The 13,256-nt window shown below is 51.6% G+C and carries 12 protein-coding genes; 1 reads left to right on the plus strand and 11 read right to left on the minus strand.

Features of this window, described 5'->3' with window-relative positions; translation table 11 throughout:
- Positions 1-32 precede the first annotated feature (32 nt).
- Genes guaB through B9Z32_RS10190 form a run of 3 tightly spaced genes read right to left on the minus strand, consistent with a single transcriptional unit; the run spans position 33 to position 2,339 of the window.
- Positions 33-1,502: an IMP dehydrogenase gene (gene guaB, locus B9Z32_RS10180; RefSeq protein ID WP_108421315.1), complete on the minus strand. Its 1,470-nt coding sequence runs from the start codon at positions 1,500-1,502 to the stop codon at positions 33-35.
- Positions 1,503-1,536: 34 nt separating this feature from the next.
- A complete protein-coding gene (locus tag B9Z32_RS10185; RefSeq protein WP_108421316.1) occupies positions 1,537-1,887 on the minus strand; it encodes an RnfH family protein in 351 nt (116 codons plus the stop codon).
- The gene (locus B9Z32_RS10190) at positions 1,887-2,339 is read right to left on the minus strand and encodes a type II toxin-antitoxin system RatA family toxin (RefSeq protein WP_108421317.1); all 453 of its coding nucleotides are present in this window, start codon (positions 2,337-2,339) and stop codon (positions 1,887-1,889) included. The genes B9Z32_RS10185 and B9Z32_RS10190 overlap by 1 nt, the downstream gene beginning before the upstream one ends.
- Before the next feature lie 88 nt (positions 2,340-2,427).
- On the opposite strand from B9Z32_RS10190, the gene smpB reads away from it, so the two are divergent.
- Positions 2,428-2,919, plus strand: a complete 492-nt coding sequence (gene smpB / locus B9Z32_RS10195; RefSeq protein ID WP_108421318.1) for an SsrA-binding protein SmpB — start codon at positions 2,428-2,430, stop codon at positions 2,917-2,919.
- 7 nt (positions 2,920-2,926) lie between these two features.
- Here smpB and B9Z32_RS10200 read toward each other — a convergent pair whose 3' ends face one another.
- From B9Z32_RS10200 to rimP, 8 genes are read right to left on the minus strand one after another with little or no spacing between them, the layout of a single operon-like run.
- Positions 2,927-4,042 (minus strand): enoyl-CoA hydratase/isomerase family protein, encoded by a 1,116-nt coding sequence (locus tag B9Z32_RS10200; protein WP_108421319.1) that lies wholly within the window; start codon positions 4,040-4,042, stop codon positions 2,927-2,929.
- Complete coding sequence (locus B9Z32_RS10205) at positions 4,035-4,922, minus strand: DMT family transporter (RefSeq protein WP_369909919.1); 888 nt, start codon at positions 4,920-4,922, stop codon at positions 4,035-4,037. The genes B9Z32_RS10200 and B9Z32_RS10205 overlap by 8 nt, the downstream gene beginning before the upstream one ends.
- Before the next feature lie 26 nt (positions 4,923-4,948).
- Positions 4,949-6,772: a translational GTPase TypA gene (gene typA, locus B9Z32_RS10210; protein WP_108421320.1), complete on the minus strand. Its 1,824-nt coding sequence runs from the start codon at positions 6,770-6,772 to the stop codon at positions 4,949-4,951.
- On the minus strand, positions 6,769-7,722 hold the full coding sequence (truB, locus tag B9Z32_RS10215; protein ID WP_108421321.1) for a tRNA pseudouridine(55) synthase TruB: 954 nt from the start codon (positions 7,720-7,722) through the stop codon (positions 6,769-6,771). Before truB ends, typA begins: the two co-directional genes overlap by 4 nt.
- Position 7,723: 1 nt before the next feature.
- Complete coding sequence (gene rbfA, locus B9Z32_RS10220; RefSeq protein ID WP_108421322.1) at positions 7,724-8,098, minus strand: 30S ribosome-binding factor RbfA; 375 nt, start codon at positions 8,096-8,098, stop codon at positions 7,724-7,726.
- Between the two features lie 29 nt (positions 8,099-8,127).
- On the minus strand, positions 8,128-11,055 hold the full coding sequence (gene infB, locus B9Z32_RS10225) for a translation initiation factor IF-2 (protein ID WP_108421323.1): 2,928 nt from the start codon (positions 11,053-11,055) through the stop codon (positions 8,128-8,130).
- Between the two features lie 24 nt (positions 11,056-11,079).
- Positions 11,080-12,564, minus strand: a complete 1,485-nt coding sequence (nusA, locus tag B9Z32_RS10230) for a transcription termination factor NusA (protein WP_108421324.1) — start codon at positions 12,562-12,564, stop codon at positions 11,080-11,082.
- Between the two features lie 4 nt (positions 12,565-12,568).
- Positions 12,569-13,150, minus strand: coding sequence for a ribosome maturation factor RimP (rimP, locus tag B9Z32_RS10235; RefSeq protein WP_108421325.1), 582 nt, complete (start codon positions 13,148-13,150; stop codon positions 12,569-12,571).
- Between the last annotated feature and the right edge of the window lie 106 nt (positions 13,151-13,256).

The following is a 13,256-nucleotide window of genomic DNA, read 5'->3' on the forward strand; positions in this document are numbered from 1 at the left end:
AAAAATAGTGTCAGATGAAGCCAAGCACTGAATCAATCAGCGCGGTAGTTGGGTGCTTCTTTGGTAATTTGCACATCGTGCACATGGCTCTCGCGAATGCCTGCAGAGGTAATTTCTACAAACTCGGCTTTGTTGCGCATGTCTTCAATGGTGGGGCAACCGCAGTAGCCCATGCTGGCTCTCAAGCCGCCAGCCATCTGGAACAAAATGGCCACCACGGAGCCTTTATAGGGAACGCGGCCTTCAATGCCCTCTGGCACCAATTTGTCTGCGTTGGGGTTGCCCGTGCTCGATTCTTGAAAGTATCTGTCTGCACTGCCCTGCTGCATCGCGCCAATGCTGCCCATGCCACGGTAGCTTTTGTAGCTGCGACCTTGGTACAAAATAACTTCGCCAGGCGCTTCTTCAGTGCCTGCAAACATGCCGCCCATCATCACGGTGCTGGCGCCTGCAGCAATGGCTTTGGCAATGTCACCGCTGTAGCGAATGCCGCCGTCGGCGATGAGAGGCACGCCAGTGCCTTGAAGTGCCGTAGCCACATTGTCAATAGCCATCACTTGAGGCACACCCACACCAGCCACAATGCGGGTGGTGCAAATGGACCCAGGGCCAATGCCAACTTTGACAGCATCGGCACCAGCTTCAACCAAGGCCAGCGCTGCAGCACCAGTAGCAATGTTGCCGCCAATGACTTCGATGTAAGGGTAGTTTTTCTTCACCCATCTCACGCGCTCAATCACACCTTGGCTGTGACCGTGCGCCGTGTCAACCACAATGGCATCTACGCCGGCTTTGACCAATGCTTCAACACGCGCTTCAGTGCCCTCGCCCACACCCACTGCGGCACCCACCAACAATCGGCCTGCAGAATCACGCGCAGCCAAGGGAAAATTCAATTGCTTGGTAATGTCCTTGACCGTAATCAAGCCTTTGAGTTCAAAGGCCTCATTGACCACCAACAAGCGTTCTAATTTGTATTTGTTCAAAAGCGCTTTGGCTTCTTCGGGCGTGGTGCCTTCGGGGACCGTAATCAAACGCTCGCGCGTGGTCATGATTTCACTGACGGGCTGGTCATAACGCGTTTCAAAACGCATGTCGCGGCCCGTGACAATGCCCACCACTTTGCCACCCTCGCAGACTGGAAAGCCAGAAACACCCAACTCTTCAGACAAAGCCATCACTTGTCGCACTTTGGTATCGGGGGTGATGACGACTGGGTCCCGTAAAACACCGGATTCGTAGCGTTTGACTTTGGCAACTTGAGCCGCTTGCTCTTGCGCAGTGAGATTTTTGTGAACAATGCCAATCCCACCTTCTTGGGCAATGGCAATGGCCAAACGCGATTCTGTGACGGTGTCCATGGCCGCAGAGACCAAGGGCAGATTCAAACGAAGTTTTCGTGTGAATTGGGTAGAAAGCGAAGTGTCCTTGGGCAGAACTTGAGAGTAGGCTGGCACCAACAACACATCGTCGAAGGTGAGTGCTTTACCGAGCAGGCGCATAGGGTATGGCTCCAAAAAAACGATTGTACCCTTGTCAATAACCTGCCACAGAGCCAACTCGCCGACGTGCAAAAAGCCCTGTTCGGCCTTTGCCTTGACCCTTGAAGCGCTGTTTTCTGGCAAATTTGGGGTCTACCAACAGGGGACGGTAGATTTCTAAACGATCGCCAGGCTTGAGTGCATCGGTTGGGTTGACCCAACGGCCCCAAACTCCATGGTTTCTTTTTTGCTGCAGTGCAAGCTCGAGGGCTTTGAGATGAGCTTGAAGTTCAGGGCGTGTTTTAAAAATTTCAATGGCTGCACCGACACTGGCACTCTCCGCCAAATTGAGATGGACCTCAACTATTTGCCTTGGCCCAGGACTAAAAACACACACAATTTGCATCAAGCGCTTTCAGTGCCATAAACCTGTTCTGCGCGTTTGACAAATGCATCCACCAAGCTGGCTGCAATTTTGTCAAAAACTGGCCCCACGACTGCTGCCAATGCGGCACTTGAAAAACCATATTCAAGCGACAAGGTGACTTTGCAAGCACGTTGAGAATTGTCGCCTACAGGGTCGAAGGTCCACTTACCATCTAAATTCGAAAATGGACCCTGGACCAACTTCATGTGAATTTCGTGATTCAGGATGTGTGTGTTGTGAGTCACAAAGATTTGACTGACACCCGCCACGCCAATTCCTACCTCTGCATCCATGCCTTGCTCATTGAATTGCAGCACTTTGGAATGGTTGCACCAAGGTAAAAAGTTCACATACTGGTCAACATCCGTGACAAGCCGAAACATTTCCTCTGGGGTGTACCAGATGAGAACAGATTTGAGGAGTTTCTTCATACAATAAGACTTGTTCTGCTGATTGTAATTTCTCAGAGACCTCTCTTGCAAATTCAATCAGGGCAAACACCTTACTCACCCCATTCAGATGGCTACATCCCCTTCCAAAAACAAAGGGCCTGGTAAATCAGGGCTCATTGCCGAAAACAAAAAAGCAGCGTTTGACTACTTTTTTGAAGAAAGGCATGAGTGCGGCATGGTGTTGGAAGGTTGGGAAGTTAAGGCTGTGCGCGAAGGCAAAGTTCAATTGACCGACGGCTACGTGGTCATTCGAAACAAAGAGATGTTCATCATTGGGTGTTTGATCAACCCCCTTAAAACGGCTTCCACCCACGTCAACCCAGAAGCGGCTCGCACACGCAAACTGCTTTTAAAACGCGACGAAATTGATCGACTCACCAGCAAGGTGGAACAAAAAGGATTCACCTTGGTGCCCATCAATTTGCATTGGAAAACTGGGTTTATCAAATGCGAAGTAGCTTTGGCTAAAGGCAAAGCCGAGCACGACAAGCGAGATACCATCAAAGACCGTGAAGGCAAACGCGAGGTAGAGCGCGCCATGAAAAGCCGCAATCGCTAATCAGTCCTTAAACCAGGTGTCGAAGCGGGTGGGTCTCGGGTGTCCACGGACTTTGAAAGAACAAAGGCCATTCATCTTGTGCCACCTCAGAAAGGTGCGCATGCGACCATTTGGGATGATGGTCCTTGTCAATGGCCAAGGCTCGAATGCCTTCCACCGTTTCGCTCTTCGCTCTGAGGTGGAAACAATGGTGAACAAGATCTCTTTCCATGCGAAGATCATCCGCCAAGCCCATGCTTCGGGCTTTGCGAATTTGCGCCAGAACCACATGCACCATCAAGGGCGAAGCCTTGTTCAAACTGGCTAAGGCTTGGGCTGCCCAAGTGGAATTGTCTTGTTCAAGGGCTAAGCTAATTTCCAGCGGACTGGCCAAAGAAAAACATTTGTCGATAGCCGCTTTGTCGGGAAACTGAGAAGGTTCAAACTTGGTAAATTGACTTTGCAGCCAGCGCTCAACAGCTTCACCGCTTTCAAAGGGCGTGCTCAGGAGTGTTTTCCAGATGAGCGGTAGCCTTTGTGTTTCGATCAAACCATCGGCAAGGCCAGCCAAGATGGCTTGATGACCACTGATTTTTTGGCCCGTGAGACCTAAATATTCACCCACGTAACCAGGGCATCTGCTCAAGAAATAGCCACCACCCACATCGGGAAAAAGACCAATGTGTGTTTCTGGCATGGCCATTTGCGTCTTCTCGGTCACGATGCGAACACTCGCGCCTTGACTGATGCCCATGCCGCCACCCATAACCACGCCATCCATGAAAGCGATGTAGGGCTTGGAATAAGTGTGAATCAAATGATTCAATGCGTATTCTTCGGTGAAGAAGTCGCCCAAGCTGCTGTCACCTGCCAATGCAGCTTGGTGAAAAAACCGAATGTCTCCGCCAGCACAAAAATGTCCGAACGGGCCTTCCTTGCCTTGCCCCCTAACCAAGACGGCCAACACTTGAGGGTTGTTTTGAAAATCAAGCAATGCCGTCGTGAGCAGACGCACCATGTCGAGCGTGAGTGCATTCAAGGCCTTGGGTCGATTCAATGTGATGCACCCCACTCTGCCAACCACCTCTTGAAGAACCAAATCTTCAGAGCCTGTGCCTGCACTGTTGATATTTTTATCAGACATTGCGTTGTCTCCATCCAAACCATTCATTGCCAAACAAGGCAGCAATGACCATGCTGCCACCGATTAAAACGCTGAGCTGAGGTTCTTCATTGGCGCCCCACCACGCCAAAGCAATGCCAAAAATAACTTCCAACAATGCCAGCAAGGAAATCTCAGGCGCCTTGAGAACTCTGGCACAAATCACTGACAAAGTACATGGAATAGCCAATTGCACAATGCCCAACAAAGCCAATAAACTGATGTCGTGGGTACTGGCTTGTAATGGCCATGCCATTGGCAAAGTCATGAGCGATGAAATGAGCGCACCCAACAAAACAGAAGGCACTAAATCGATCGAAACGCCCGACCTTTGACTTTGGTGCGTGAGGTTCCATTGTGTGGCGCCCGCCAAAGGAACGCAAAGTGCAATGCCAACGCCTAAAAGAAAGTTGGGATCGCCTAGTTGCAATTGACTGACAAACATCATGGCAATCCCAGCACCTGCAACGCCAATGGCAAGCCAGGTTCGAAGTGGCAATCTTTGAGAGGTAAATAGCCAAGCGCCTAGTGCTGTGAGCAGCGGCCCGCAGGCCAATGTGATCAGCACATTGGCAACTGCTGTAAGAGTCAAAGCCATCATGAAGGCTGTGAACATGATGCTCCAACACAATCCCGATAGCCAAAAGTAGCCATTGCGCCATGGCAACCTTGTCCATACCCGCCAACCTTGCCATGCGGTAAGGATGACAATCAAGCCCAAAACTGTGAAGGCACTTCGCCAGAAAGTAATTTCAAACCCCCTCGCCTGCTCAAGGTGACGGGACACTACCCCTGCAATTGACCACATCGCAGTCACCAGCACCATCAAGGCAACTGCGTGACCGTGTTTGAGTGTGAGCACAGTGTGCGTCTTTGAAGGGTTATGACTTAAGCGCGACCAGCCTTCTTGCGCTCATGCTCTTTCAAGAAGCGCTTGCGCAGACGAACGCTCTTAGGCGTGATTTCCACCAACTCGTCATCGTCAATGAACTCCACACCGTATTCCAGTGTGAGGTCAATGGGCGGTGTGATTTTGATGGCATCTTCTTTGCCAGACACACGGAAGTTGGTGAGCTGCTTGGTACGTGTGGCATTCACCACCAAGTCGTTGTCACGGCTGTGGATGCCCACAATCATGCCTTCGTACACAGGGTCGTTGGCTTTCACAAACATGCGGCCACGGTCGTCCAACTTGCCCAAGGCGTAGGTGAAAATTTCACCGTCGTCCATAGAAATCAGCACGCCATTTTTGCGGCCACCAATTTCACCTTTGTGCGGTTCGTAGCTGTCAAAGATGTTTGAAATCAAGCCAGAGCCACGTGTCAAGTTCAAGAATTCATTGGTGAAACCAATCAAACCACGTGCAGGAATGCGATATTCCAAACGCACACGGCCGCGGCCATCGGGCTCCATGTTGACCAATTCGCCTTTGCGCTCACCCAAAGCTTGCATCACGCCGCCTTGATGGGTTTCTTCAATGTCGGCTGTAACCAATTCGATGGGCTCATGACGCTCGCCATTGACATCGCGGTAAACCACGCGGGGCTTTGACACAGCCAATTCGTAGCCTTCACGGCGCATATTTTCCAACAAGATGGTGAGGTGCAATTCACCACGACCTGCCACGTCAAAGATACCTTCTTCGTCAGTTTCTTTCACACGCAAAGCCACGTTGTGTTGAAGTTCTTTTTGCAGACGATCCCAAATTTGACGGCTGGTGACGTACTTGCCTTCACGGCCAGCCAAGGGGCTGGTGTTCACGCAGAAGTTCATGGTCAATGTGGGCTCGTCAATTTTGAGCATGGGCAAGGGTGCTGGATTGATTGGGTCAGTGACCGTCACGCCAATGTTCAAGTCGGCAATGCCGTTGATGAGCACAATGTCACCAGGGCCTGCTTCAGTCACTTGAACTCGATCCAAGCCACGGAATGTCAAAACTTGGTTCACGCGGCCCTTGATGGACGATCCATCTGGGCCCTCCATGACCATGACATCCATCATGGGTTTGATAGTGCCTTGGCTGATACGACCAACGCCAATGCGGCCAACGAAGGTTGAAAAGTCGAGCGCTGAAATTTGCAATTGCAATGGGGCATTGGGATCACCAGCCTGCGGGGGAACATGCTTGAGCACCGTGTTGAAAAGAGCTGACATGTCGGGGCCCCACTGCTCACCGGGTGCGCCTTCTTCCATGGAGGTCCAACCATTGATACCAGAAGCATACACAACGGGAAAGTCGAGCTGCTCGTCAGTCGCGCCCAACTTGTCGAACAAGTCGAAAGCCTGATTGACCACTTTGTCTGGGTTCGCACCTGGCTTGTCTACTTTATTAACCACAACAATCGGTTTAAGGCCCAAAGCCAAAGCCTTCTTGGTCACAAAACGCGTTTGGGGCATGGGGCCTTCTTGCGCGTCAATGAGCAAAACCACACCGTCCACCATGGACAAAGCGCGCTCCACCTCACCGCCAAAGTCGGCGTGGCCTGGGGTGTCAACGATGTTGATGTGGGTACCTTCCCAGCTCACAGCACAGTTTTTGGCCAAGATGGTAATGCCGCGCTCGCGCTCAATGGCGTTGTTGTCCATGACGGTGTCGACCACTTTTTCGTGTTCGGCAAATGTGCCGGACTGACGAAGCAGTTGGTCAACCATGGTAGTTTTACCGTGGTCAACGTGGGCGATGATCGCGATGTTACGAATTTGTCTAGTCATGCTAAGGCCTTCTCCAAAATTGATTGAATCTCTAGGGGGCTTAACAAGCGCCCCGGAATAAGTTCACCAGCTTTCACGTGCGCAGTGCCCAAGAGCGCGCGCGGTGAATTGCCGTACACAGCCACATGCAAGTTGTCGGGCCATTCGCCTCGACGTCGCACGCCGCTTAAGAATCTGCCCGCATCATCTGGGGGCAAGGTGACAGGGGTATGACCGTCGAGCAAAGCATCGATGGCCAACAATTTCATTTCACGCTCTGCTTCAGGCAAAGCTTCTAAGTCTTGAATGCTGAGGCATTCGGCTTCTGTAAATGGGCCGGTTTGAATTCTGCGCAGTGCGCTCAGGTGCCCGCAAGTACCAAGGGCAATGGCAATGTCTTCGCACAAGGTGCGGATGTAGGTGCCCTTGCTGCAGGTAACCGTGATTTTGAGCCGACGTTGATTGTTGTGCGGCTCGATTTCTTCAAGAGCCAAATTGTGAATCACGATGTGTCGCGCTTCACGCTCCACTTCAATGCCGGCACGTGCATAGTCATACAGAGCTTTGCCGTCCTTTTTCAAGGCGCTGTACATGGGCGGAATTTGGTCAACAGGGCCCGTAAATTTTGCTTGAACTTGCTGCAACTGCTCGGCTGAAAAGTGAACAGGCTTCTCAGCTACTACTTCACCTTCTAAATCACCCGTGCTGGTTTGAACTCCCAAAACCACAACAGCTTCGTAAGACTTGTCGGCATCCAAGTGCAATTGACTGAACTTGGTTGCAGCGCCAAAGCACAAAGGCAAGACCCCTGTGGCCAATGGATCAAGGGTACCGGTGTGGCCTGCTTTTTCGGCGCGCAAAAGCCACTTGGCTTTTTGCAAAGCATTGTTACTCGACATACCGTATGGTTTGTCTAACAACAGCACCCCATGCACAGGGCGCCGTTGCACCCTGGTGCGTGGCGCGTTCATGTTAGGCCTCGTCTTTAGAACGTGACGCAACAGCCTTGGAGATCAAGGCATTCATGTCGGATGCGCGCTCGGTGGTGCGATCAAAAATGAAGTGAAGCGTGGGAACAGTGTGAATTTGCAAACGCTTGAACAAGCCATTGCGAAGAAAGCCAGCTGCGGCATTTAAACCGATGGTGGCCTCTTCTGGTTTGCCCGTAATCAAACTAAAGAACACCTTGGCGTGGGCGTAGTCGGGTGTGACTTCTACTGCGTTCAAGGTGACCATGCCCACACGAGGATCTTTAAGCTCGCGCGCAATCAGCTCCGACAGATCGCGCTGGATCTGGTCGGCAACGCGGAAACCGCGATGGGCTGAGCTGGTAGGTTTGCGGGCCATGTGGATGTGTGTGGCAGTTCTTTAGAAAATTACAACGAACGTGCAATCTCTTTAACTTCAAAGAATTCCAGTTGGTCGCCCACTGCAATGTCGTTGTAGTTTTTGAGTTTGATACCGCACTCGAAACCTTCTTTGACTTCGCGAACGTCGTCTTTGAGGCGTTTGAGGGAGTCGATGTCGCCGGTGTAAATGACCACGTTGTCGCGCAGCAAACGGAACTTGGAAGAACGCGTAACTTGGCCGTTGGTGACCATACAACCCGCAACGGTACCAATTTTGGAGGCCACGAACACAGTGCGAATTTCGGCCATACCAATGACTTCTTCCTTCTGCTCGGGTGCCAACATGCCAGACATGGCTGCTTTCAATTCGTCTACAGCGTCATAAATGATGTTGTAGTAATGAATGCTGACGCCATTGCCTTCGGCTTGTTTGCGCGCACCTGCATCGGCACGAACGTTAAAGCCAATGACCACCGCTTTGGACGCAATGGCCAAATTGATGTCGGACTCGCTGATACCGCCGACTGCGGCGTAGACCAATTGAACCTTGATCTCGTCGGTAGACAGCTTGAGCAATGAGGCAGCCAAAGCTTCTTGCGAACCTTGCACGTCTGCTTTGACAATGATGGGCAAAGTTTTAACTTCGCCAGCATTCATGTCTGTAAACATGTTTTCCAACTTGGCGGCTTGTTGTTTGGCCAACTTGGTATTACGGAACTTACCAGCACGGTAAGTGGCAATTTCACGGGCGCGGCGTTCGTCGCCAAGCACCATGAATTCGTCACCCGCCTGCGGTACTTCGGTGAGACCCTGAATTTCAACAGGGATAGAAGGACCCGCAGTTTTAATGGGCTTGCCGTTTTCGTCCAACATGGCGCGAACACGGCCAAATGTTTGGCCCGCCAACACCACATCGCCTGTAGACAGAGTACCCGACTGAACCAAAATGGTGGCCACAGGACCACGACCTTTGTCCAAACGCGCTTCAATGACCAAGCCCTTGGCCGCAGCTGTAACAGGCGCCCTGAGTTCGAGCACCTCTGCTTGCAACAACACTTGTTCTAGCAATTCATCAATACCGGCACCGGTTTTGGCAGACACACCCACGAATGGGGAATCGCCACCAAATTCTTCAGGTACCACCTCTTCTGCTACCAATTCACCCTTGACGCGATCGAGGTTGGCATCGGGTTTGTCAATTTTATTGATGGCAACAACAATGGGCACACCAGCTGCTTTGGCGTGTTTGATGGCTTCTTTTGTTTGCGGCATCACGCCGTCATCGGCGGCGACCACCAAGATCACAATGTCGGTAGCTTGCGCACCACGAGCTCGCATGGCGGTGAAGGCCTCGTGACCTGGGGTATCTAAGAAGGACACCATGCCACGCGCTGTTTCTACGTGATAAGCGCCAATGTGCTGTGTAATGCCACCCGCTTCGCCCGAGGCCACTTTGGCCCGGCGAATGTAGTCAAGCAATGAAGTTTTACCGTGGTCAACGTGTCCCATGACTGTGACCACAGGTGCACGCGGCAACAATGGCGCATCACTGAGTGAGACTTCTTCGTCGGTAAAGGCTTCTGGATCGTCGAGCGCTGCAATGACCGCTTTGTGACCCAGTTCTTCAACCAAAATCATGGCGGTGTCTTGATCCAAGGGCTGGTTGATGGTGACCATTTGGCCCAATTTCATCAACTGCTTGATCACTTCAGATGCCTTGATGGCCATTTTGTGAGCCAACTCGGCTACGGTAATGGTTTCAGGCACATGGACTTCAATGACACGCGCTTCAGCCGGCGCTGCTTGCACTTGATCTTCACGGTCGCGTTCGTTGCCACGACGGTTTTTGGGACCCCCGCGCCAGTTGTTACGGCCAACACCACCACTGGTGTCACCACGCGTGGGAATGGCTTTCTTTTTGGTGGCTGGATCGCCAGCCCAGCTGGAAGACAACTTGGCAGACTTAACTTCCTTGTTGCCACTAGGTGCTGTCTCTTTGGGCTCTGAAACCAAAGGCGCTTTCTTGGAAACAGCACCAGGCACTTGCGCTGGTTTGTGCAATGTGCCCTTGGCCGCTTTGGAATCTGCCTTTGGCAACTCTTTGGGAGGGGCTTTTTTGGCCGGGCCACTCATCATGGCGCGAATGGCTTCGGCTTCTGCCAAAGCCTTGTTTCGGCGCTTGTTTAAATCGAGCTCACGAGCAGCTTCATCTTCAACAATGGCCTGAGCATCTTGTTCAGCTTGAACTTCTGCAGCTCTTTTTTGAGCCACTTTCTCAGCCTTGACTGCGTTTTCAGCATTGACTCGTTCTGCTTCTGCTGACTGAGCAATAGAGGGATCTACTGGCTTTGAAGCGGCATTGATGCTGTCGGCTTCTTGCTGAGCAGCGGCCGCTTTGGCCGAGCGCACAGCGGCAGCCTGACTTGTAATTTCTTCAGCAGATTTTGCAGGTGCTTGTTCAGTTTGCGCCAAATTGGCAGCTTCTGATGCTTTGGCTTCACGTTCGCGGCGTTTTTCAGCCAATGCCTCTTCTTGACGGCGCAAAAGCTCTGCTTGACTTCTTGCTTCTTCTTCGCGACGTGCCAACTCAGCATGGTCAATGAGAGGTGCAGCAGGCTCTTCTGCAACGGGTGCAGAAGTGGCGTCTAATTCATCATCGCGTTTGATGAAGGTGCGTTTTTTCCGAACCTCAACCTGAATGGTGCGAGCTTTGCCAGTGGCATCCGCTTGCTTAATTTCACTGGTGGATTTTTTCACCAAAGTAATTTTTTTACGTTCAGCTGTGGCTGTGCCGTGGCTAGTTTGCAAATAGCTTAAAAGCTTTTGCTTGTCAGACTCCGTCAGCGGATCTGACGCTGCAGTTTTTTCAACACCGGCTGAGCGCAATTGCTCAATCAGCGTATCGGGTGATTTTTTGAGTTCGTTTGCGAACTCTGCGACAGTGTTACTGGACATATGGGGTTCTAGCCTCCTTTGAGATTAGGCCTGACCAGTGAACCAATGTTCACGGGCTGTCATGATCAGGGCGGTGGCTTCAGCATCGGTTTGTCCGGTGATGTCGGTGAGTTCGTCGGTGGCCAAATCGGCCAAGTCGTCGCGCGTATGAATACCTGCTTCGACTAATTTGGCAATTAACTCAGGCGTCAAACCTGAGAGGTCGCGCAAGTCTTGTGACACGTCTTCAACGCTCTCTTCCCGAGCGATTTCAATGGTGAGCAAGGCGTCTTTGGCGCGTGTTCGCAATTCATTGACCGTGTCTTCGTCGAAGCTTTCAATTTCAAGCATTTCTTGAATGGGCACATAAGCCACTTCTTCCAAGCTGGTGAAGCCTTCTTCAATCAGAATGTCGGCAATTTCTTGATCGACATCGAGTTTTTCCATGAACAAGGCACGAATGCCAGTGGTTTCTTCGGCTTGTTTTTGAGCAGACTCAGCAGCATCCATGATGTTGATCTTCCAGCCTGTGAGGTCGGAAGCCAGGCGAACGTTTTGTCCACCACGGCCAATGGCAATGGCCAAGTTTTCTTCGTCAACCACCACATCCATGGCATGCTTTTCTTCATCCACCACAATCGATTGAACGTTGGCAGGAGCCAAAGCGCCAATGACGAACTGGGCAGGGTCTTCGCTCCAAAGCACGATATCAACACGTTCACCAGCCAACTCGGTGGTCACACCATTGACGCGCGTACCGCGAACACCCACACAGGTGCCAATAGGGTCAACACGTTTGTCGTGCGATAACACGGCAATCTTGGCGCGTGAACCTGGGTCGCGTGCGCAAGACTTAATTTCCAACAAGCCTTGCTCAATCTCGGGCACTTCTTGACGGAAAAGTTCAATCATGAACTCAGGTGCAGAACGCGACAAAATAATGGGCGCACCGCGCAAAGTGAGGTCGACTTCCATGATCATGGCGCGCACGCGGTCGCCATTTCGAAGATTCTCTTTGGGGATCATTTCGCTGCGGCGCAGACGGCCCTCTACACGGCCAGACTCCACAATGATGTCGCCCTTGTCCATGCGCTTGACGGTACCCACCAAGATTTTTTCACCGCGTGCCATGAATTCGTTGAGCAACATTTCGCGCTCGGCATCCCGAATTTTTTGCAAAATGACTTGCTTGGCAGCCATGGCGCCAATGCGGCCAATGGGCAATGACTCAACACCTTCTTCGATGTACTCATCGACTTCAATGTCAGGAATTTGCTCGAGTGCTTCAAACAACAAAATTTCTTGATCGGGCAATTGCAGACCCGCCTCATCTGGCACCACGTGCCAACGACGGAAAGTTTCATAGTTGCCGCTGTCGCGATCGATGGCAACACGAATGTCAACATCACCTTCATAGAGCTTTTTAGTGGCTTGGGCCAATGCGGATTCAACGGCTCCAAACACGATGTCACGTTCAACATTCTTTTCACGTGAGATGGCTTCGACCAACATCAACAATTCGCGGTTCATGTGATTACTCTCCTAAGTCTGTTTTGGGCTTGCGGCCCTTGAAATCAACCACAGGCGCAAGTCGCGCCTCTCTTAATTCGTCTAACCCAAAGCCAAGTGCCTGAAGTGGCACAGGCGGACGTTTTTTACTCACACGTGCGCCTGGTTTTGGCTCTGGCGCGTCGGACCAAACAATTTGCCAGCCTTCACCGGTCTCTGCTTTTTCCAACGTACCTCGAAATTTCTTGCGAGTGGCATTGACCAAACCTGCTGCGGCCTCTCCCATGGGGGCCTTGAGCGTGATGTCAATGAGCTCTCCTTCAAAACGCGCAAAGTCGCGTTCGTTTTTTAACGGACGATCAATGCCAGGCGATGACACTTCAAGGCGGCGATATTCAACACCGTCGACCTCCAAAGCAAACATCAACTGGCGATTGACCTTTTCACAGTCTTCCACTGTCACGAAAGGAATTTCAAACCGATCAATGCCTTCTTGCCAGGGGTTGTCGATGGTGATGCGCAAGAGACCCCCGGCAGAGCGTTCAATCTCTACCAGTTCATAGCCCAAACCGGCTACGGTTTCTTCAACAATCTGCTGCAATGCCACGCTTGATATACCTAAAAGTACCTAGTACGAACCCTGCTCATTAATCGATCGACCAAAAAAAACGGGCGGTGAAAACCCGCCCGTTTGGTCGTGAAGCTCGCATTCT

This window comes from Limnohabitans sp. MMS-10A-178 (assembly GCF_003063375.1).
GTDB lineage: Bacteria > Pseudomonadota > Gammaproteobacteria > Burkholderiales > Burkholderiaceae_C > Limnohabitans_A.

Bases quoted from the DNA above. Each gene is read 5' to 3' on its own strand.
- guaB (WP_108421315.1), bottom strand. From the start codon at position 1,502: ATGCGCCTGCTCGGTAAAGCACTCACCTTCGACGATGTGTTGTTGGTG.
- B9Z32_RS10185 (WP_108421316.1), bottom strand. From the start codon at position 1,887: ATGCAAATTGTGTGTGTTTTTAGTCCTGGGCCAAGGCAAATAGTTGAG.
- B9Z32_RS10190 (WP_108421317.1), bottom strand. From the start codon at position 2,339: ATGAAGAAACTCCTCAAATCTGTTCTCATCTGGTACACCCCAGAGGAA.
- smpB (WP_108421318.1), top strand. From the start codon at position 2,428: ATGGCTACATCCCCTTCCAAAAACAAAGGGCCTGGTAAATCAGGGCTC.
- B9Z32_RS10200 (WP_108421319.1), bottom strand. From the start codon at position 4,042: ATGTCTGATAAAAATATCAACAGTGCAGGCACAGGCTCTGAAGATTTG.
- typA (WP_108421320.1), bottom strand. From the start codon at position 6,772: ATGACTAGACAAATTCGTAACATCGCGATCATCGCCCACGTTGACCAC.
- truB (WP_108421321.1), bottom strand. From the start codon at position 7,722: ATGAACGCGCCACGCACCAGGGTGCAACGGCGCCCTGTGCATGGGGTG.
- rbfA (WP_108421322.1), bottom strand. From the start codon at position 8,098: ATGGCCCGCAAACCTACCAGCTCAGCCCATCGCGGTTTCCGCGTTGCC.
- infB (WP_108421323.1), bottom strand. From the start codon at position 11,055: ATGTCCAGTAACACTGTCGCAGAGTTCGCAAACGAACTCAAAAAATCA.
- nusA (WP_108421324.1), bottom strand. From the start codon at position 12,564: ATGAACCGCGAATTGTTGATGTTGGTCGAAGCCATCTCACGTGAAAAG.